This window comes from Bartonella sp. SD1336NMGDW (genome assembly GCF_042193565.1).
Lineage (GTDB): Bacteria > Pseudomonadota > Alphaproteobacteria > Rhizobiales > Rhizobiaceae > Bartonella > Bartonella grahamii.
In genome coordinates, this window is the sequence record NZ_JBHILW010000001.1 from 242895 (window position 1) to 265085 (window position 22191).

Sequence of the window (22191 nt, forward strand, 5' to 3'; positions counted from 1 at the left end):
TAAATTAAGAACCTAACGCGTCTTTAAGAAACGCAGCCAGTTGTTCAAGGTGTTTCACCATTAACCCAGAGGCCGGTGACGCACTCGCAGGACGTCCTGCATAACGAGCACGTGAATATTGCGCATTAATATGCGTCAAAACCCATTCCAAATAAGGCTCAATAAATGACCAAGCCCCCATGTTTTTTGGTTCCTCTTGGCACCAAAAAACTTCCGCCTGCAAAAAGCGCGACAACACATTCACCAAAACTTTAGCAGGGAAAGGATAAAGTTGTTCAACACGAAGGAGGTAAACATCATCAATACCCTTTTTTTCACGTTCTTCATAAAGGTCGTAATAAACCTTACCAGTACAAAGAACGACACGGCGAATTTTATTATCTTTTTGCAACTTAATGACAGAATCTTTGAGACATTCTGCATCATCAAGCAAAACACGACAGAAACTTGTTTCTGGCCCCATTTCATTGAGAAGAGAAACAGCTCGCTTATGACGTAAAAGTGATTTCGGTGTCATCAAAATCAATGGCTTACGGAAATCACGCTTAATTTGTCGACGCAAAATATGAAAATAATTTGCAGGGGTTGTACAATTAGCAACCTGCATATTATCTTCCGCACAAAGTTGAAGAAACCGTTCTAAACGTGCAGAAGAATGCTCCGGCCCTTGCCCTTCAAAACCATGAGGCAATAAACACACAAGACCAGACATACGAAGCCACTTACGCTCCGCAGAAGAAATAAATTGGTCAAAAATGACCTGTGCACCATTGGAGAAATCACCAAATTGCGCTTCCCAAAGCGTTAAACCACGTGGTTCAGCAAGAGAATATCCATATTCAAAACCAAGAACAGCTTCTTCAGAAAGCATAGAATTAACAACTTCATAAAGCGCTTGCCCCTTTTGTAAATGATTCAAAGGAATATAACGCGCCTCATTTTCTTGGTCATAAAGAACTGAATGACGTTGCGAAAAAGTTCCCCGTTCAACATCCTCACCGGAAAGACGAACCGGTGCTCCTTCCAAACAAAGCGAACCAAAAGCTAGAGCTTCAGCGGTTGCCCAGTCAACACCCTCACCGGTTTCAAAAATTTTAGCACGATTATTTAAAAAACGTTGAATGGTTTTGTGAACGTGAAAATCTGCCGGAATTTCGACAATTTTTTGACCAATTTCCTTTAAAATTTTTAATTCAACACCGGTTGTTCTAGAATGTTGCTCATCAGAACTACTAAAAGCTTTGAGTCCCGTCCAGCTTCCATCAAGCCAATCAGCCTTATTAGGCTTATAAGAAGCACTTGCTTCAAATTCACCTTCAAGCTTATCGCGCCATAATTTTTTTTGTTGCTCAATCTCTTCTAGAGAAATCACCCCTTCTGCTACCAATTGGTCACTATAAAGTTGAAGTGTTGTTTTATGATTACGAATTGCCTTGTACATAAGTGGCTGCGTAAAGGAAGGCTCATCACCTTCATTATGCCCATAACGGCGATAACAAAACATATCAATAACCACTGGTTTATGGAAAATTTGGCGAAACTCTGTTGCTATTTTTGCAACAAAAACAACTGCCTCAGGATCATCACCATTCACATGGAAAATTGGTGCATCAATCATTTTTGCAACATCTGATGGATAAGGCGAAGAACGTGAAAAACGCGGAGATGTTGTAAAACCAATCTGATTATTGATAATCACATGAAGTGAGCCTGCAACACGATAACCTTTAAGACCTGAAAGACCAAAAGTTTCTTGGATAACGCCTTGTCCTGCAAAAGCAGCATCACCATGAATAAGCAGTGGCATCACTTTTGAACGCTCACTTAATGAGAGTAAATCAGTATGTGCAGGTCCCATAAGTTGATCTTGTTTAGCGCGTGCTTTTCCTATAACAACCGGATCAACAATCTCAAGATGAGATGGATTGGCCAACAGCGATAAATGAACTTTTTTACCATCAAATTCAAGATCAGCTGAAGTTCCCAAATGATATTTGACATCACCGGATCCCTCCACATCATCAGGCTTATAAGATCCCCCTTTGAACTCATGAAAAATAGCCCTATGCGGCTTGGCAAGAACTTGTGAAAGAACATTTAAACGACCACGATGTGCCATTCCTAAAACAACTTCCCTAACCCCTAAAGCACTACCACATTTGATAATCTGTTCAAGAGCGGGAATCAGCGCTTCACCACCATCGAGTCCAAAACGCTTTGTACCTTTATATTTAGTGTCTAAAAACTGTTCGAAACCTTCCGCCTGAATAAGCTTATTAAGGATAGCTTTCTTGTCTTGTTGTGTGAAAGAAATTTTTTCATCTCGCCCTTCAATGCGTTCTTGAAGCCATGCTTTCTGAACCGGATCAGAAACATGCATATATTCCACACCGATTGTTGAACAATAAGTACGGTTGAGAATTTCAAGCATTTGTGGAATAGTTGCATATTCCAACCCTAAAACATTATCAATAAAAATGGGACGCTCATAATCAGCTGGAGTAAAACCATAAGCTTCTGGAGAAAGTTCCTTATAATCTTCTTGTTTTTCGGCCAATTGAAGAGGGTCAAGCTTTGCCCGAAGATGCCCCCGTGCTCGAAAAGCACGAATCATCATAATTGCATGAACGGAATCACGTGTTGCACGAATAACATCTTGCTCACTGGAAGTTTTTCCCTTTTGTGCAGCACCTGTTATTGCTTTTTCCTTTAATTTATCACCAAGATATTTTTCAAGAGAAGACCAATCACCATCAAGAGCAGAAACCAATTCTCCATTTGCCTTTACTGGCCAATGATCACTTTGCCATGTCGCCCCTTCAGCATTTCTGAGAACATCTTCTTTATTATCATGAAGTCCTTCAAAAAAAGCACGCCACTGTGAATCAACACTGGTAGGATCTTTTTCATATTGAGCATAAAGCTGATCTATATAATCCGCATTGCCACCATAAAGAAATGATGTCTGTGCAAAAAGGCTATTTATTTCGTCCTGCCTTGCCATATACCTCTCCGGAACATCTATTCCGTCTCCTTATATCTCTTTTCGACCTTTTAATGCTTACAAAACAAGCAATGATTCAAACATTCAAAAAAATTTTACCTTTTTATACTCAAGTTTTTTCACCTGAATCTAAGAACTTTTTCTTATTCAGATGAAATTTTCTTTTAGCCCTTCAAAACTGACATCAAAGTCTTACCTATCTGTGATGGTGAAGGAGACACTCGAATCCCTGCTGATTCCATTGCCGCAATTTTATCTTCTGCTCCACCTTTACCACCAGAAATAACAGCACCAGCATGTCCCATTGTACGTCCTGGAGGAGCTGTACGGCCAGCAATAAAGCCAACAACTGGTTTTTTACGACCTTTTTTTGCTTCATCTTGCAGAAACTGTGCTGCTTCTTCTTCAGCAGAACCACCAATCTCCCCAATCATAACAATAGACTGAGTTTCATCATCCGCTAAAAACATTTCCAACACATCAATAAATTCAGTGCCCTTAACAGGGTCGCCACCAATCCCTATCGCAGTTGTTTGCCCGAGACCTTCCTGACTCGTTTGAAAAACGGCTTCATAAGTTAAAGTTCCCGACCTCGAAACAACCCCAACAGAACCTTTTCTAAAAATAGAACCAGGCATAATACCAATTTTACATTCATTTGGTGTAAGAATACCAGGACAATTAGGACCAATAAGACGAGACTTTGAGTTTTCTAACCGCGCCTTCACTTTAACCATATCCATAACGGGAATACCTTCCGTAATACAGATAATTAAACGAACTTCAGCTTCAATAGCCTCTATAATAGCTGCCGCAGCCCCTGCAGGCGGAACATAAATAACAGAAGCATCCGCGCCTGTTTTTTCCTTTGCTTCTGCAACATTAGCAAAGATAGGAAGAGTTTCGCCTTTTGAACCTTCCCATGTTTCTCCACCCTTTTTAGGATTAACACCCCCAACCATTTGCGTACCATGATAAGCAAGCGCCTGTTCTGTATGAAATGTTCCTGTTTTTCCTGTAAGCCCTTGAACTAGAACTTTTGTCTCTTTATTCACAAGAATCGACATAGCTTAAGCTCCCTTCACGGCTGCAACAATTTTTTGAGCAGCATCATCTAAATCATCAGCAGGAATAACATTCAAACCACTTTCATTGATAATTGCTTTACCCTGCTCAACATTAGTGCCTTCAAGACGAACAACTAAGGGAACCTTTAAACCAACCTCACGAACAGCAGCAACCACACCTTCAGCAATGACATCACAACGCATAATACCACCAAAAATGTTAACCAAAATGCCCTTAACATTTGGATCGGCCGTAATAATTTTAAAAGCAGCTGTCACCTTTTCTTTTGACGCTCCACCACCAACGTCAAGAAAATTTGCAGGCTCAGCTCCATAGAGTTTGATAATATCCATTGTTGCCATAGCAAGACCCGCACCATTAACCATGCAGCCAATTGTACCCTCAAGAGCAACATAAGCAAGATCATGCTTTGATGCTTCAATTTCTTTTGGATCCTCTTCTGAAAGATCGCGTAATTCTAAAATATCTGGATGACGAAATAGAGCATTATTATCAAAAGAAACTTTTGCATCAAGAACACGTAAACGACCATCTTTCATCACAATAAGCGGATTGATTTCTAAAAGGCTCATATCTTTTTCACAAAATGCCTTATAGAGAATCGGAAAAAGCTTTTCACCATCTTCTCGCGCACTACTTTGTAGTTTCAATGCATCACAAAGTCTTGCACAATCAACCGAAGTAACACCCTCTACAGCATCAATGGGAAGCGTGAATATTTTTTCTGGTGTCTCTTCAGCAACCGTTTCAATATCCATTCCACCTTCTGTTGAAACAACAAAAGCAATTCGACCAACGCCACGATCAACCAAAAGTGAAAGATAAAGCTCCCTTTCAATATCGGCACCATCCTCAATGTAAAGACGATTGACCTGCTTACCCTCTGGACCCGTTTGTTTGGTTACCAAAGTTTTACCAAGCATTTCTTGAACATTTGCAACAACTTCTTCAACAGATTTTGCAAGCCGAACACCACCCTTTGCATCAGGACCAAGTTCTTTAAACTTACCCTTACCACGACCACCAGCGTGTATCTGACTTTTAACCACATAGAGAGGTCCGGGCAATTTTTCCGCCCATTTTTCAGCTTGCTCTATAGAATAAACAGCGACACCATTTGCAATTGGTGCTCCATATTCATGAAGCAGACGTTTGGCCTGATACTCATGGATATTCATGCATTTGTCCTTTTCTTTTATGGATCATTATTAATCCTAAAGTTTTAATATTCTAAATACTTAGTTTTAATGAATTAAATCTTGTTCAATTTACTTGAGACTAGGCACAAGAGCAATACAAGCTTCACAAAGCTTTTTAACTGCATTTACTGAATGATCAAAAGCATCTCTTTCTTCTTTATCAAGATCAATTTCAATGACTCGCTCAACACCACCTGCACCAATTACAACAGGAACACCAACGTAGGTATCATTAACCCCATATTCTCCTGAAAGATAAGCTGCAACAGGCACAACACGCTTAGTGTCCTTTAAATAGGCCTCAGCCATAGAAACAGCAGAAGCTGCTGGTGCATAATAAGCAGAACCTGTTTTTAACAAACCAACAATTTCTGCACCACCATCACGGGTACGCTGGATAATTTGATCAATTCTTTCCTGTGTCGTCCAGCCCATCTTTACAAGATCAGGCAAAGAAATACCACCAACCGTTGAATAACGCACGAGAGGAACCATTGAATCACCGTGCCCTCCTAAAACAAACGCTGTCACATCTTTAACAGAGACCTTAAATTCCTCAGATAAGAAATGACGAAAACGTGCTGAATCAAGAACACCAGCCATACCAACCACTTTATGTGTAGGGAGACCTGAAAATTTCTGCAATGCCCACACCATCGCATCAAGGGGATTGGTAATACAAATAACAAATGCTGAAGACGCGTATTTTTTAATTCCAGCTCCAACTTGTTCCATCACCTTTAAATTAATGCCCAAAAGATCATCCCGGCTCATACCAGGTTTTCGCGCAACGCCTGCTGTTACAATAACAACATCAGATCCTTCAATTGCTTCATAAGCATTAGCACCTTTTAAACTGATATCAAAACCGTCGACGGGAGAAGATTCGGCGATATCTAGAGCCTTACCTTGTGGCACACCTTCCGCAATATCAAATAAAACAACATCACCAAGTTCTTTAAGCCCAATAATATGTGCTAAAGTACCACCAATCATACCTGAACCAATGAGAGCTATTTTTTTTCGTGCCATTTTATTTTTTCCTAACTTTTAGATAATTCAGCGCACACCCATCAGCGTCCCTATACTGAATATTTTTGACTTCAACCATATTCAAACAATATCATAAAAAGGAGTAAAGAAATGAAATTTACAAATTTTTCTCCTTACAGAAACAACAAACCTCCGCTGAAATAACTATTAGAAAATTATCACGATGTATCGATAAAGTGAATTTAAAAAAAATACAACAGAATTATTACGTTTCTTTAATTTCAAAGAGTTATTGTTTTTACAGTTTACGTAAAGGTAAAAGTATAATCAATGCTTCTTCTTCAAAAGAAAATGTTCTTCCCAAAGTTTTAAATAATCGTGGCTTTGCATTTCAAAAAGACGTGACTGTGTTCTTTGAAATTCAAATGTTTCCGTAATCTGTGCATTCCCTTTATACAAATCCCCCACCTCTGCCGCTGCCGACATAAATAACCGTATGTGGCGCTCATAAAGAATATCAATAAGCAAAATAAACCGTTTTGTTTCATTGCGACATGTATCATCCATGACCGGTACATTATCAATAAAAATCGTATGATAACGCTCCCCTAATACCAAATACTCAGCCGCTGCCAAAGGCTTTGCACATAAATCTCCATAATCAAAGCGTGCACATCCTGCACCAACGCGCGGAATAGGAATAAGGCGCCCTTTTATAGAAAGCTCATCAGATATCTCCTTATGTCCTTGCAATACAAGTGCCCATGCTTGATCCATGCATTCATCTGCTTTTTTTCCTAAAGGTGCTACATACACAGGCTGTAGATTTGATTTTTCAAGACGATAATCTGTTTTTGCATCAAGATTAACAACACGAACATATGCTTTCAAAACTTGAATAAAAGGCAAAAAGAGTTCACGATTTAAACCGTTACAATAAAGGTTATCCGGCGCCACATTTGAAGTCGCAACAAAGAAAATTCCTTTATCAAACAAAGCAGAAATAAGCCGCCCCAACACCATAGCATCAGCAATATCTGTTACACTAAACTCATCAAAACAAAGTACCTTTGCTTCTCGTGCAAGATCTTCAGCAACAGCTAAAATAGGATTATCTTGTTTAAATTTTTTACCCCCAGATGCTTGACGATAAAAATTAATACGCTCATGCACATCAGTCATAAAATCATTAAAATGAGCACGCTTTTTATGACCTTTAGGCAAACAAGAAAAGAACAAATCCATCAGCATAGTTTTGCCCCGTCCTACTTCACCAAAAACATATAATCCCTGAAAAGAACCCTTTTCATCCCCTTGTTTTACAACACAAGAAATATTTTGTTTTTTTCTTTTAAATATTCTATTAAAGAAAGAGCAAAATTTCCAAGTCCAAGGACGAGAGATGTTTTGTTCCGCAATTTTTTTTAATAAATGATCAAAATATTCTGTTACAGCTAATTGAGCGGGGTCAAAACAAACCTCTCCTTTAGAGACAAGCTCTTTATAACGTGTTGAAACGAGAATCATCCAAACAACCTTTTTCAAACCGTTCTCAATGAAAAATATAAATACTTTTCACGAATCTGTCCGTCTAGCTTAGTTTTTCATAAACGATCAAAAATGATTTAACGACTTAAAACAACGGGATGATCATCAAGTGTACGTCCCTCAAAATGATCAACATTTGAAGAGTAGAGAGCAAGGATAACACGTCCAGAGTTATTATAAAAATATAATCTTTTTCCTTTAACAGCCCACGATCTCACTTGAGAAGCAATTCCTGGACAGTGTAAAGGACCAGCACGGTACCCTTGTCCAAACTTTGTTTGCGGCGTTGCGATCCGGCAAACTTTACCCCCCATAGAAAGATTCCATACACCAGCAACACTTGCAGGAAATAAATCAGTAGCATTACTTGGCAATTCGAGACTAGCCATTCGTCCATCACTCTGAGAATCTCCCTTCTCATACATCGAAGCGTTTGCTGCCTCAGATATCGACGAAGAAGTAGATGACAGATCAGACACTTCCAATGTTGTCATTTGTTGAGATGGATAAAAAACTTCTAATGCGTTACTACCGTCATTACTGTCAAACCGTGTTGTTGAACATCCCCCTAAAAGCATTACAGTTGATAGTGCAACGAAAAACGAAATTTTTGAAAACGACATATCTGTACTCTCTCCCACGACAATAAATAAGTTCACAAAGAAATTAAGTGAATATTTGTTATAGTTACAAAGATAAATTAACAAATTAAAAAAATAGGTTAAAATCATTTATTTTAAACGAAATAATTTATGTACCCAATTTTATATTTACTAAACACTAGAAATTTATAAGATTTTCAGTCATATATCTCTTTATAAGTAATCATTAGAAATAGAGAAGTTTCATGAAAACGCCATTTAGCAAAATGGACGGTCTTGGAAATCAAATTATTGTTGTTGATATGCGTGAAAGCACTCATACTCTTACATCGCAAGCAATCCTCGCTTTGTCGGCAGATCCCGAAATGCATTTTGATCAAATCATGGCTATCCACACACCAACCCAGAAAAAAGCCGACTTCCGCATAGAAATATGGAATGCCGACGGATCAATGGCTAAAGCTTGTGGCAATGGTACCCGCTGTGTTGTTGCATGGCTTAAAAATCACAATTTTGGTGAAAAATTTCGTTTAGAAACTCCCGCTGGAATTATTGAAGGGAAATATCAAACCGATAATCTCATTTCTGTTGATATGGGATGCCCAAATTTCAATGCAAAAGAGATGCCTGTTTCACGTGAAATAGTTGATACCAATCACGTAGAAATTACGGCTGGTCCCCTAAAAGATGCTTGTCTCATATCCATTGGCAATCTCCATGCTATCTTTTTTGTTGAAAATGATATTCAACATATTCCATTAGAAAAATATGGGCCGAAACTTGAACATGATCCCCTATTTCCCGAACAGTGCAATATTTCCATTGCTTGCATAACGTCAAAGAAAAGTCTAAATTTACGGACATGGGAGCGAGGAGCAGGATTAACACAAGCATGTGGGAGTGCTGCCTGTGCAAGTGCAGTGGCTGCTTATCGTCGTGGTCTCACACAACGCCATATTGATGTAAACTTACCAAAAGGAACACTTAATATTTTTTACCGAGAAGACGATCACGTTATTATGATAGGACCAATAAAATATCAATTTAGTGGTTTTTTAAGCCCTCTAACAGGGTGCTACAAAAAGGATCACTCCTGATGGCAATAGAAATTGTAACTTTTGGTTGTCGACTTAATAGCTACGAATCGGAAATCATTCGCAAAGAAAGTACTTCTTCAGGGCTAGATCAGCTTAAAGATGGTGCTATTATCTTTAATACCTGTGCTGTCACTGCCGAAGCCGTACGACAAGCAAAACAAGCTATCCGCAAAGCACGACGTGAAAATCCTCATGCACGTATCATTGTAACAGGGTGTGCAGCCCAAACAGAAGGGCAAAATTTTGCCTCAATGACAGAAGTGGATCTCGTTTTAGGAAACGAAGATAAACTTCACGCCCATTCTTATCGTCAACTTCCTGATTTTGGTATTAACCATTCGGAAAAAGTGCGTATCAATGACATTATGGAAGTACAAAAAATTGCTCCACATATGGTCAGTGCAATGCAAGAGCGCACCCGCGCTTTTGTACAGGTACAAAATGGATGTGATCATCGCTGTACATTTTGCATTATTCCTTATGGACGAGGACCATCTCGCTCAGTTCCCATGGGTGCTGTCATAGAACAAATTAAAAAGCTGGTAGGTGAGGGTATCCAAGAAGTGGTCCTTACAGGTGTTGATCTTACAAGTTATGGTCACGATCTTCCTGGAAAAGCTACTCTAGGAAAATTAACTTCAGCAATTTTGCATCATGTCCCTGACTTAGCGCGATTACGCCTCTCATCTATTGACTCAATTGAAGCAGACGAAGAACTCATCAATCTTTTAGCTTATGAAACAAGGATCATGCCCCATTTGCATTTATCTTTGCAAGCAGGTGATAATATGATTTTAAAACGGATGAAACGGCGACACTTACGCGAACATGCTATTCAATTTTGCCAAGAATTGCGTGCCAAACGTCCTACAATGGTTTATGGTGCCGACTTAATTGCTGGTTTTCCTACAGAAACAGAAGAGATGTTTCAAAACAGTCTTATTTTAATCAAAGATTGTAATTTAACCCATCTCCATGTCTTCCCCTTTAGTCCAAGAGAAGGAACACCTGCCGCACGTATGCCACAAATCAACCGTAAAATAGTTAAGATGCGTGCTGAAAAATTACGTAAAGCAGGTGAGGAGGCTTACCAAAAGCATCTTGCTCATTTACAAAACAGTCTACAAACAATTCTCGTTGAAAAAGATGAAATCGGACGAACGGAAGATTATACTCTTGTACAAGTTAAAGGTGCAAAAGCAGGAACAATTGTTCAAGCCCTTATCGTTGATCATGATGGCGATAAATTGATTGCTATCCTTCCAAAATTAAACGCTGCTTGAGCAGGAAAATTCTTATGACGAAATCTTTTATAAAAAAAATATTCTCTTTTAACAAATCTCAAGAGCAGGAAATGGAACAACAGATTTCTATTCCTGATAAAAGCGATGTAATGGAAAAAAATAAAGACAAAAATGAAAGGACAAAAAATAACCAAATCTCTATAGACACAGAAAAAGAAGAACAAACAAAAAATCGAGAGTCAACACTTACAAAATATGATGAAAAATCTCCATTTCTAGAATCTCATTCTGATAAAATTCCTCTTTCTGGTAAAATTATTGTCACAGACAACGTCCGTGAAAAAAAGAATGAAGAAATTTTATCTGAACTTTCTGTTGAACAAAAAAGGATAGCGTGGTTTGAGCGCCTTAAAAAAAGTCTATCCCTTTCTTCACAACGCCTAAGCGGATCAATTGGCGACCTCTTTGTTAAAAGAAAACTTGATGAAGATACATTGCAAGAGCTCGAAGATATCCTTATCCAAGCTGATCTTGGAGTAGAAACGGCGACACGCATCACAAATACTTTAGCTTCCAGTCGTTACGGAAAAGATCTTTCCCCAGACGATATTCATACTATTGTAGCTGATGAGGTCAAAAAAGTTCTGGAACCTGTTGCAATTCCATTAGAGCTTGATCTCAGCTATAAACCTCATGTTATTTTGCTGGTAGGTGTAAATGGAACTGGAAAAACGACAACAATCGGAAAACTTGCAGCAAAATTAACAGCAGGGGGATTAAAAGTTATGCTTGCAGCTGGTGATACTTTCCGAGCCGCAGCTATTGAGCAATTGCATATTTGGGGTAAACGTACTGATTCTCCTGTTATTTCGACAAAATTGGGTGCAGATGCCGCCAGCTTAGCCTTTGATGCTTATGAAAAAGCAAAAAAAGCAAACAGTGATGTATTAATTATTGATACAGCAGGGCGTTTACAAAATAAATCTGAATTGATGGATGAGTTAGCAAAAATTATTCGTGTTTTAAAGAAACACACACCCCAAGCACCCCATACAATCCTTCAAACGCTTGATGCAACTACCGGACAAAATGCACTCAACCAAGTGGAAATTTTCCGTGAAATTGCTGGTGTTAATGGTTTAGTCATGACAAAGCTGGATGGGACCGCACGAGGAGGAATTCTTGTCGCTATAGCAGCAAAATATAAATTACCCGTTTATTTTATCGGTATAGGAGAAAATATTGAAGACCTTCAACCTTTTTCTGCTTCTGACTTTGCCGAAACTATCGCAGGAAAACATACATGAAACAGCCTTTATCTAACTCTAATTCACAGAATAATTCTGAAAAAAATATGAATAACAATAAGAAACCCCCTCTCTCACCAACCATAAAATTTTTCTTGGAAATGGGGCCGTTAGTCGCCTTTTTTCTGGCTAATTATAAGGGCGAATGGTTGATAAAAAACATTGGATTTTTTCAAAATTTTAGTAAACCTATTTTCCCTGCAACAGCTATTTTTATGATAGCTATTATTATTTCTCTAAGCTTATCATGGATCCTTGCACGACAAATTCCTATTATGCCCCTTATTTCAGGAATCTTTGTTCTATTCTTTGGATTTTTAACTCTTTGGCTTCATAATGATACTTTCATCAAAATGAAACCAACAATTATTAATAGCTTATTTGCGCTCATCCTCTTTAGTGGTATGTTTTTTAAAAAACCACTTTTACGTTATGCTCTTGATTCTACATTAAAACTTGATGATTTAGGCTGGCAAAAACTTACCTATCGTTGGGCATTCTTTTTCGTTTTTCTTGCCCTTTTGAATGAAATCATTTGGCGCAATTTTAGCGATAATTTTTGGACAAGTTTTAAAGTATTTGGCGTTATGCCCCTAACAATCCTCTTTATGCTTACCCAAATGCCTATCATTCTGAAACATTCAAAAGGACTTTTCACAGAAGAGGACAAATCTGATTCTTAAAAAAATCCACCACTATATATTATTTTATAGATTCATTACCAAACACTGTTCAGGAGAAAAACATGTTGATTGAACAGTTTATTTGTCGAAAAGATAACTTTGGTGTACTCATTCATGATGAAAAAAGTGGCTACACAGCTGCAATTGATGCACCTGAAAGTGAAGCTATTCATAACACCTTAAAACGCCGTAACTGGACACTTCAGACTATTTTTGTAACTCATCATCATCACGACCATGTAGAAGCATTGGAAGAATTAAAACAAGTATACAACGCTATGATTATCGGACCAGAAGCAGAAAAAGAAAAGATTCATCATCTTGATCAAACACTTCAACCTGATGAAAAACTTCTCTTTGGTTCTCACCCACTTTTAGCTCTTTCAACACCTGGTCACACTTTGGGCGCATTATCTTATTATTTTCCTGAAAAAGGTTTGCTCTTTGCTGGAGATACACTTTTCTCACTTGGTTGTGGACGCCTTTTCGAAGGAACACCTGCTCAAATGCTGAACTCTTTAAAAAAGCTTCGTCAACTTCCCGATGAGACACTTCTTTATTGTGGTCATGAATATACCAAAACTAATGCTCTTTTCGCATTAACACTTGATCCACATAATCAAAAACTTCGTCAAAGAGTGGAAGAAGTTTCTTTGCTACGTGCAAAAAACGCTATGACTTTACCAGTAACCTTAGGGCAAGAAAAAGCCACCAATCCCTTTCTCCGATGGGATGATAGTGTGTTGCGAAGAAACCTCGCAATGGAAGAAGAAACAGATGAAGAAGTCTTTACTGAAATTCGAAGAAGAAAGGATAACTTTTAAACATGCTTAAGTTCGTATTACGTTTGTTCCTCCTTTTTCTTTTCGTGATACATACTCAACTAACAATGGCAGAGGAAAAGAAAACAGACTATCGATTTGAGTTCCCGTATATTATTGCAAATTATACCTTAACAGAAGATTTTCTCTTGAAAATGGAACAAATTGGAAAAGAATATGAAAATTTACTGCCAGAGTTAAAAGCATCTAATATCCCATGTAACAATACTATTAAAGAATTTACCACTTACATTTCTGATCAGCCAAAATTAATGAATATTTTAAAAAACAATAACATCACGCCTAGAGATTTTTTTCTTGGTTGCAATGCGCTTACGGGAACGTTATTGATACTTACCTCGGCTGAATTTGATGAAAAAAACACCGTATTTTTAAGCAATTTGGAATTTGGTAAAAAGCATATGTATAGAGTATATACTGTTGTAGAAAAAATTTGTGGCTGTTAACTTTAAAAATTAATTGACTTAACAAACGGAGAAGTCTTTGCTGAAATTCGAAGAAGAAAGGATAACTTTTAAACATGCTTAAGTTCGTATTACGTTTGTTCCTCCTTTTTCTTTTCGTGATACATACTCAACTAACAATGGCAGAGGAAAAGAAAACAGACTATCGATTTGAGTTCCCGTATATTATTGCAAATTATACCTTAACAGAAGATTTGCTTTTAAAAATGGAACAAATTAATAAAGAAGAGTGTGAAAATTCACCATCAGAATCAAAAGTATCCGATACCGAAAAAGAACCTGATATTGAAATTGAACACGACAACAGTATTGAAGGATTCGTAGCTTCTATTTCTAATCAACCAAAATTAATGAATATTTTAAGAAAAAATAATATAACACCTAAAGATTTTGCTATAGGAACCATCGCCCTTCAAGCAACATTAACAATGCTTTTAGCTCCTCTTGAACTTCTTAAAAAAGAGGGGATTTCTTTTGATGAAAAAAATACTGTAGTTTCAAACAATTTAGAGTTTGGTAAAAAATATACGTATAGAATACTTGCTATTTTAAAAAGTCGTTGTAAATAGAATTCGTGCTATTTTGAACAGACTATAGACTTCGCAGACGAAAAAGAAAAAAATTCAAACAATGTTTTAATTGGCATTGTGTTTGCTTTTTCTTTCCCTTTTTTAACATATGTTCAATTAACAATGGCAAAGAAAAAGCAAACAGACTATCAATTTGTTTTCTCCCTAGCAGCAACCCAAATATCATTGTAAATTATCCTTTAACAGAATATTTTCTCTCAAAAATAGAATAACTAAAACAAATAAATTGAGGATTTACCCCCAGAGCCAGAGGCATCCAATACCGGAAATGATAACAGCATTGAAGGGTTAATTGTTTCTATTTCTGCTAGATCAAAACTAACAGATCTTTTAAGAAAATATAATTTTTCACCTAAAGATTATGTTATTGGTCTCATGGCCCTTTAAACAACTTTAGCTGTAATAATAGCCTTTGAAGATAAAAAATTCTCTTCAAAAATACTATACCTTCAGATAATTTTAATTTCAGTCAAAAATATGTAGATAGAATTCGTGCTATTTTAGATAATTAATTAGTTTTGCAAACGCCGGCAAATATCATCTAATTGTTCTAGTGAAGAGTAGCGTATTTTTAAATCACCACCTTTTTTGCCATGCCGAATAGTCACTTTCATTCCGATCACGTCTGCAAGTAATTTTTCTAAAGATTTTGTTTCTGTATCTTTCTCAACAGCAGTTCGTTTTTTGACTTTTGGATTTGCCTGTTCATACGCAAGTATTTCTGTTTGGCGCACAGAAAGCCCTTCGCGAATAATTTTTTCAGCTAAATCCTGTGGATTCTCAACAGTGATAAGACAGCGTGCATGACCAGCGGAGAGTTGCCCATCGGTTAAGAATTGTTGTACTTTTGGTGGAAGTTTTAACAAACGAAGCGTATTAGCAACATGACTGCGACTTTTTCCAATAACTTGCGCTAAATCTGCCTGCGTATATCCATGTTCATTCAGCAAAATTTCATATCCCATTGCTTCTTCGATAGGATTAAGATCAGCACGTTGAACATTTTCAATAATTGCCAATTCCAAAGCCGTTTTATCATCTACATCGCGAACAATAACCGGTAATTTATTTAAATTGGCTCGCTGTGCAGCACGCCAGCGCCGTTCGCCAGCAATTAATTCAAACCGATGAGGATGATCACGTGATGGTCTTACAATAACAGGTTGAACAACACCGTGCTGGCGAATTGATTGTGCTAAATTATCAAGTTCTGAATCGGTAAAATGGCGTCGCGGATTATGTGGATTGCACGAAATAGATTCAAGTGGAACAAATCGTTCAGAAACAGAAGAAACTGTATTGGACTCTGTAAATTTGTCAGTATTTGATGAACGTGTAAGATCGCTGTTTAAACTGATATCCCCAATTAATGCCGCTAATCCACGACCCAGTCTTTTTTTTGATTGATCATCATTCATAATTTTGCTCTTTAAATTTTTAGTTTATTTTTTTAAGCAGCAGCACGTGCTTGTTTTTCACGTTGAATCATTTCTGATGCTAGACGCAAATAAGCTTGACTCCCAGCACATTTGAGATCATAAAGCAATACAGGTTTTCCAAAAGAGGGCGCTTCTGATACTCTTACATTTCGTGGAATAACAGTGCGATAAACCTTATCTCCCATAAAAGAACGTACATCTTCAACAACTTGATTTGAAAGATTATTACGTCCATCATACATTGTTAGAACAATACCTTGGATTTCTAAAGATGGATTAAGTACGGATCGCACTTGTTTTACTGTTTCAAGTAATTGACTTAAACCTTCAAGTGCTAAAAATTCACACTGCATAGGCACTAAAACAGAATCCGCAGCCCCCATAGCATTAAGTGTTAAAAGATTAAGGGAGGGGGGACAATCAATTAAAATATAATTGAATTTTTTTTCCATTTCCGGATCATCATAGAGTGCTTTACGTAAGCGTTGTATGCGATCTCGTGATGAAGAAATTTCCATTTCCACACCTAAAAGATCAAGTGTAGAGGGAACTATATAAAGATTGGGTACTGCTGTTTTTAAAGCCGCCTGTGTAATTGAAACTCCCGAAACTAAAACATCATAAGAAGACAAAGGACGGTTATTACGATCAATCCCTAAACCTGTACTAGCATTACCTTGTGGATCAACATCCATAATAAGGACATTTTCACCTATAGCCGCTAAAGCTGTTGCAAGATTAATTGCTGTGGTTGTTTTTCCGACTCCACCCTTTTGGTTTGCAATAGCGATAATTCGTGTTTCGCTCATTTTGCTCTACCCTCTATATGATCGAATATGAGAAATTTCCAAAATAACAGAATTTTCATCAACTTTACTTTTATGTTTTAACAGATCAAAGTGCCAATTGGCAGAGGCATTTTTTATTTCTGTAGCGTAATCCCGACCTTTTTGCAAAAGAGCGATTGTTTTTTCTGTTAATAAAGGAAAAATAAGTTGTAGAAGACTATTGAGCGGCGCTAATCCCCGTGCCGTTATAATATCAGATACGGGAATTTTTTGATATACATCTTCAATTCTAGCGTGATAAACCGTTGCTGGAAGATTAAGTTGAGAAATAACTGTTCGCAAAAAAGCAACTTTTTTCCCATTACTTTCAACAAGATTAATATGTCCTACTTTTTTTTCTTTCAAAAAGATAGCAATCACAATTGCAGGAAAACCTCCTCCTGATCCTAAATCACACCAATGTAAAGAATGAGCATACAAAGGAAAAATTTGTGCTGAATCTAGAATATGCCGTGTCCATAGATCTGGTATCGTTGTAGCAGATATCAAATTAATATGTGCATTCCATTGAAGTATTAAAGACTCAAACTGAATTAAATTTTCCATCGTTTCACGTGAAACAGAAGGAACAATATTTAATAATTGTTGATATTTTTTTTCTGTAGAAAAATCCATTAAGCTGTTTTAGCCTTTTCACGTCGTTGACGTTGAATATATGTAATAATAAGCGATAACGCGGCGGGTGTCATGCCATCAATTTTTTGTGCATCAGCAATTGAACGCGGCGACACTTCTTGAATTTTTGATTTAAGTTCATTTGAAAGACCTGAAATTGCCTGAATATCAAGAGAAGAAGGAATTTCTAAACGCTCATCTCTCTGAAGAGAAGCAATATCTTGTGCTTGTTTATCTAAATAAACCGCATATTGTGCCTCAATTTCTAAAGATTCTGCTGTTTTAGAATCAACCGTTTGTAATTGTGGCCAAAAATCTGAAAGACGCTCTAAAGTCATATGAGGATACGCAAGAAAATCATAAGCGGAACGCCGAATTCCATCATGATTAACGTGTAATCCATGAGCAGAAGCTTCATTGGGTGTTAAAAAAAGATTTTGACATATTGATCGTGCTTGATCAAGGCGTTCTTGTTTTTTCTGATAACATTCCCAACGTATTTCACTCACAATACCCCATTTTTGTGCCAAAGGTGTTAAACGCGTATCAGCATTATCAGATCGTAAAGATAAACGAAATTCAGCACGTGATGTAAACATCCTATAAGGTTCACAAACACCACGTGAAACCAAATCATCAACCATAACACCAATATAAGCGGTAGAACGACTTATAAGTATTTCATCTAATTTACCTACTTTACGTGCCGCATTTAACCCAGCTAAAAGTCCTTGTGCTGCTGCTTCCTCATATCCTGTTGTACCATTAATTTGGCCTGCTAAAAACAAACCCGGTAAAGAACGTAATTCTAAGCTTCTCGTTAATTGTTGTGGATTAACAAAATCATATTCAATAGCATAACCAGGTTGCAAAACTACAGCATTTTCCAACCCTTCAATGGTTTTCAATAGAGAAATTTGTACATCTTCAGGAAGAGAAGTAGAAAGACCATTTGGATAAACAGTATCATCATTTAATCCTTCTGGTTCTAGAAAGATCTGATGTCCATCACGTTCTCCAAATTTCACAATTTTATCTTCAACAGAAGGACAATAACGTGGTCCTAACCCTTCAATATTTCCAGAATATAAAGCAGAACGATAAATATTCTCGCGAATAATTTGATGTGTTCTCTCATTTGTACGTGTTATTGCACATTCAATTTGTGGTTGTTCAATTTTCTCTGTTAAAAGAGAAAAGGGAATGGGATTTTCATCTGCTTGTTGTTTTGGAAGATGATCCCAAGAAATTGTTTTTTTACTCAAACGGGCAGGGGTTCCTGTTTTTAATCGACCAAATTTTATATGATAATTTTTTAAACGTTTAGCAAGTTGCACACTTGACTGATCTCCCATACGTCCAGCAGCCCATGTTTTATCACCAATATGAATAAAGCCATTTAAAAATGTCCCTGTTGTTAAAACAACAGCACCAGATAAAATTTTTTCTTGTTTTTTTAAAATAACACCTGATACACAATTATCTTTAACGATCAGATCAATAACTTCATCCTCAATAAGAGTAAGATTTTCTTGTTCTTTTAATAATTTTTGAATTGCTTTTTTATAAAGTTGTCGATCCGCTTGCGTCCGTGGTCCTCTTACTGCCGGTCCTTTACGTCTATTAAGTAGTCTAAACTGAATTCCAGCAGCATCTGCTGCTCTTCCCATGAGACCATCTAAAGCATCTATTTCACGAACTAGATGCCCTTTTCCAAGTCCACCAATAGCAGGATTACACGACATTGTTCCCAGTGCTGATATTTTATGTGTAACAAGCGCTGTTTTGGCTCCTACACGCGCTGAAGCTGAAGCCGCTTCACAGCCAGCATGACCACCACCAACAATAACAACATCATATGATTGCATTTAATTCATTCCGTAGAAAATATTCTAAGGTTTCACGTGAAACAGTATATAAATTACATAATCTTTATAATCTGTCTATGAAATAATCAATGTTTCACGTGAATCATTATTTACCAACACAAAACTCTGAAAAAATAATATCAAGCAAATCTTCAACATCAATATCTCCTGTAATTTTTCCAATAAAATCACTTGCACAACGGAGATGTTCTGCACGTAAACTGAGATCAAGAGAATGATAATTAAGAGAATATTCAATCTCTTTAACAGCCTCCTTTAATAATTGAAGTTGTCTTTTACGCGCCGGAACAATATTTCCAATTTCAGAAGCACGATGATGACAAAATGATTCAAGTTCTTTGATAAAATAATCAAAATTTAAACCAGTTAATGCGGAAAATTGTATAGACCAATGCTGATCATTTTTTTCATAAAGATCAAGCTTATTGCCAACACACCATATTTCAGCCGATGTTTCTGGTAAATCAACTTGTTCAGGATTTCCTATATCATAAACCAAAATAACTAAATCAGCTTCCCTAACATGCTGTTTAGCAACTTCTATTCCCATTTTTTCTATTTTATTTTCTGTTTTTCTAAAACCAGCAGTATCCGTTAAAAAAATAGGTAAACCACCAAGAATAATTCTCATTTCTAAAGCATCACGGGTTGTTCCTGCTTCTTCCGTTACAATAGCAACAGATTTTCCTGAAAGACGATTCATAATGCTTGATTTTCCAGAATTTGGAGCACCAGCAATAACAATTTTTAATCCATCACGTAAAATACTCGCACGCTCTCCTTCAATAATATATTCACGAATAGAAGTACAAAGATCCTCAACATCTTTCCAAACTTTATCAGATATTGCGTTGGGAATATCTGCTTCATCAACAAAATCAAGTTCTGCCTCAATAAAAGCACGCGCCTTCATAAGCTTATGACGCCAATCACGATAAAGCGTCGTTAAATGTCCACTTGTACCCATAACAGCTAAACGCCGTTGGCTTTCCGTTTCTGCTTCTATTAAATCAGCAAGACCTTCTGCTTGAACAAGATCTAATTTTCCTTCCATAAAAGCACGACGTGAAAATTCACCTGCTTCTGCAATACGGCATCCAGAAAATGTCGACAATTCATCGAGAAAACGACTAACAACGGCTTTTCCTCCATGTAAATGGAATTCTGCACAATCTTCCCCCGTAAAACTATGAGGAGCAGGAAAAAAAACAGTTAAACCAGAATCTAAAAAGCTCCCATCACGAGCAGTAAGATTTCCATAATGCATAAAACGTGCTTTAGGTAAACGACCACAAAGCGTTTTAACTATATCCACAACATGAGGACCAGAAAGCCTAATGACTGCAACCCCTGAAGGTAACAATCCACTCGAAACAGCAAAGATTGTATCCACAGGTTTTATCCTAATAAAAACTTTAATGACTCTACGTATTCATTGAATCAAAAAATTCACTATTGTTTTTTGTTTGCTTTAATTTATCAATCAAAAATTCAATTGCATCTGTTACATTCATAGATGCTAAAATACGACGAAGAACAAAAATTTTGTGTAAATCTTGTCGTTCTACCAAAAGTTCTTCCTTACGCGTTCCTGACTTTAAAATATCCATAGCAGGGAAAATACGCTTATCAGCAACTTTTCGATCAAGAACAATTTCAGAATTACCTGTTCCTTTAAATTCTTCAAAAATAACCTCATCCATACGACTTCCTGTATCAATCAAAGCCGTTGCAATAATGGTTAAAGATCCACCTTCTTCAATATTACGTGCTGCACCAAAAAAACGTTTTGGACGCTGGAGAGCATTTGCATCCACACCACCTGTTAAAACTTTCCCCGAAGAAGGAACAACTGTATTATATGCACGTCCAAGACGTGTAATAGAATCAAGAAGAATAACAACATCGCGTCCATATTCAACGAGGCGTTTGGCTTTTTCAATGACCATTTCTGCTACTTGTACGTGACGTATTGCAGGTTCATCAAAAGTAGAAGAAACCACTTCTCCTTTTACTGAACGCTGCATATCTGTAACTTCTTCTGGTCGTTCATCAATTAAAAGAACAATGAGATAACATTCAGGATGATTAGTGGTAATAGAATGAGCAATATTTTGAAGTAAAACTGTTTTTCCTGTCCGAGGAGGAGCAACAATTAACCCTCTTTGTCCTTTTCCCAATGGAGATATCAAATCAATCACGCGTGATGACATATCTTTCTCTGTAGGATCTTGTATTTCCATTTGGAAACGCTCATTTGAATAAAGAGGAGTAAGATTATCAAAGTGAATTTTATAACGAATCTTTTCAGTTTTTTCAAAATTAATTGTATTAATTTTAAGGAGAGCAAAATAACGTTCTCCCTCTTTTGGACTACGTATAGGACCTTCAATGGTATCGCCTGTTTTTAAAGAAAATGACTGTATTTGTGCTGGTGAAAGATAAATATCATCGGGACCAGGAAGATAATTAGCGTCAGCAGATCTCAAAAAACCAAATCCGTCTTGTAAAACTTCAACAACACCCTCTCCTATAATTTCTACATCTTGTAGAGCAAGTTTTTTCAAGATAGCAAACATTAATTCTTGTTTGCGCATAAGAGAGGCATTCTCAACTTCTAATGTTTCAGCAAAAGAAACAAGTTCAACGGGATTTTTGCTTTTAAGTTCTTGTAGTTTCATTTTTTGCATGAAATATGCTCTTTGTAATTAAGGAGAAGATTATCTTAAATAATTTAT

19 protein-coding genes are annotated in these 22191 nt (G+C 37.0%); 7 read left to right on the forward strand and 12 right to left on the reverse strand.

Annotated features, from left to right (window positions below):
• Positions 1–4 precede the first annotated feature (4 nt).
• The 6 genes from ACFIKH_RS01075 to ACFIKH_RS01100 form a co-directional block, all read right to left on the reverse strand.
• Positions 5–3004: a 2-oxoglutarate dehydrogenase E1 component gene (locus ACFIKH_RS01075; RefSeq protein WP_375670779.1), complete on the reverse strand. Its 3000-nt coding sequence runs from the start codon at positions 3002–3004 to the stop codon at positions 5–7.
• 164 nt (positions 3005–3168) lie between these two features.
• A complete protein-coding gene (gene sucD, locus ACFIKH_RS01080; protein ID WP_375625535.1) occupies positions 3169–4071 on the reverse strand; it encodes a succinate--CoA ligase subunit alpha in 903 nt (300 codons plus the stop codon).
• A gap of 3 nt (positions 4072–4074) precedes the next feature.
• Complete coding sequence (gene sucC, locus ACFIKH_RS01085) at positions 4075–5271, reverse strand: ADP-forming succinate--CoA ligase subunit beta (protein ID WP_375626098.1); 1197 nt, start codon at positions 5269–5271, stop codon at positions 4075–4077.
• Between the two features lie 90 nt (positions 5272–5361).
• Complete coding sequence (gene mdh, locus ACFIKH_RS01090) at positions 5362–6324, reverse strand: malate dehydrogenase (protein ID WP_375626099.1); 963 nt, start codon at positions 6322–6324, stop codon at positions 5362–5364.
• A gap of 288 nt (positions 6325–6612) precedes the next feature.
• Positions 6613–7812 carry a cell division protein ZapE gene (gene zapE, locus ACFIKH_RS01095; RefSeq protein ID WP_375651666.1) on the reverse strand — a complete coding sequence of 400 codons (1200 nt, stop codon included), beginning with the start codon at positions 7810–7812 and terminating at the stop codon, positions 6613–6615.
• A 98-nt stretch (positions 7813–7910) separates the two neighbouring features.
• Complete coding sequence (locus ACFIKH_RS01100) at positions 7911–8456, reverse strand: AprI/Inh family metalloprotease inhibitor (protein ID WP_375670136.1); 546 nt, start codon at positions 8454–8456, stop codon at positions 7911–7913.
• A 224-nt stretch (positions 8457–8680) separates the two neighbouring features.
• Here ACFIKH_RS01100 and dapF point away from each other — a divergent pair, with 224 nt between their 5' ends.
• The 7 genes from dapF (at position 8681) to ACFIKH_RS01135 (ending at position 14641) form a co-directional block, all read left to right on the forward strand.
• Positions 8681–9532, forward strand: a complete 852-nt coding sequence (gene dapF / locus ACFIKH_RS01105; RefSeq protein ID WP_375625532.1) for a diaminopimelate epimerase — start codon at positions 8681–8683, stop codon at positions 9530–9532.
• Positions 9532–10815, forward strand: a complete 1284-nt coding sequence (gene mtaB / locus ACFIKH_RS01110) for a tRNA (N(6)-L-threonylcarbamoyladenosine(37)-C(2))-methylthiotransferase MtaB (protein WP_375626102.1) — start codon at positions 9532–9534, stop codon at positions 10813–10815. Before dapF ends, mtaB begins: the two co-directional genes overlap by 1 nt.
• A 14-nt stretch (positions 10816–10829) precedes the next feature.
• Complete coding sequence (gene ftsY, locus ACFIKH_RS01115) at positions 10830–12083, forward strand: signal recognition particle-docking protein FtsY (RefSeq protein ID WP_375626104.1); 1254 nt, start codon at positions 10830–10832, stop codon at positions 12081–12083.
• Positions 12080–12766, forward strand: a complete 687-nt coding sequence (locus tag ACFIKH_RS01120; RefSeq protein WP_375626106.1) for a septation protein A — start codon at positions 12080–12082, stop codon at positions 12764–12766. The genes ftsY and ACFIKH_RS01120 overlap by 4 nt, the downstream gene beginning before the upstream one ends.
• Positions 12767–12828: 62 nt before the next feature.
• Positions 12829–13590, forward strand: a complete 762-nt coding sequence (gloB, locus tag ACFIKH_RS01125) for a hydroxyacylglutathione hydrolase (protein ID WP_375670781.1) — start codon at positions 12829–12831, stop codon at positions 13588–13590.
• A 65-nt stretch (positions 13591–13655) separates the two neighbouring features.
• Positions 13656–14054, forward strand: coding sequence for a hypothetical protein (locus ACFIKH_RS01130; protein ID WP_375670783.1), 399 nt, complete (start codon positions 13656–13658; stop codon positions 14052–14054).
• A 74-nt stretch (positions 14055–14128) separates the two neighbouring features.
• Positions 14129–14641 (forward strand): hypothetical protein, encoded by a 513-nt coding sequence (locus ACFIKH_RS01135; protein WP_375670785.1) that lies wholly within the window; start codon positions 14129–14131, stop codon positions 14639–14641.
• 533 nt (positions 14642–15174) lie between these two features.
• On the opposite strand, the gene ACFIKH_RS01140 is transcribed toward ACFIKH_RS01135, so the two are convergent.
• From ACFIKH_RS01140 to rho, 6 genes are all read right to left on the reverse strand, one after another.
• Positions 15175–16080 (reverse strand): ParB/RepB/Spo0J family partition protein, encoded by a 906-nt coding sequence (locus ACFIKH_RS01140; protein WP_375648197.1) that lies wholly within the window; start codon positions 16078–16080, stop codon positions 15175–15177.
• 32 nt (positions 16081–16112) lie between these two features.
• Complete coding sequence (locus tag ACFIKH_RS01145) at positions 16113–16910, reverse strand: ParA family protein (protein WP_375670787.1); 798 nt, start codon at positions 16908–16910, stop codon at positions 16113–16115.
• A gap of 6 nt (positions 16911–16916) precedes the next feature.
• Positions 16917–17564: a 16S rRNA (guanine(527)-N(7))-methyltransferase RsmG gene (gene rsmG / locus ACFIKH_RS01150; RefSeq protein ID WP_375625523.1), complete on the reverse strand. Its 648-nt coding sequence runs from the start codon at positions 17562–17564 to the stop codon at positions 16917–16919.
• Entirely contained in the window at positions 17564–19432 is a 1869-nt protein-coding gene (gene mnmG / locus ACFIKH_RS01155) for a tRNA uridine-5-carboxymethylaminomethyl(34) synthesis enzyme MnmG (RefSeq protein WP_375670789.1), read from the reverse strand. The genes rsmG and mnmG overlap by 1 nt, the downstream gene beginning before the upstream one ends.
• A gap of 106 nt (positions 19433–19538) precedes the next feature.
• Positions 19539–20846, reverse strand: a complete 1308-nt coding sequence (gene mnmE, locus ACFIKH_RS01160; RefSeq protein ID WP_375670791.1) for a tRNA uridine-5-carboxymethylaminomethyl(34) synthesis GTPase MnmE — start codon at positions 20844–20846, stop codon at positions 19539–19541.
• Positions 20847–20877: 31 nt separating this feature from the next.
• The gene (gene rho / locus ACFIKH_RS01165) at positions 20878–22143 is read right to left on the reverse strand and encodes a transcription termination factor Rho (RefSeq protein ID WP_375625520.1); all 1266 of its coding nucleotides are present in this window, start codon (positions 22141–22143) and stop codon (positions 20878–20880) included.
• Positions 22144–22191 lie beyond the last annotated feature (48 nt).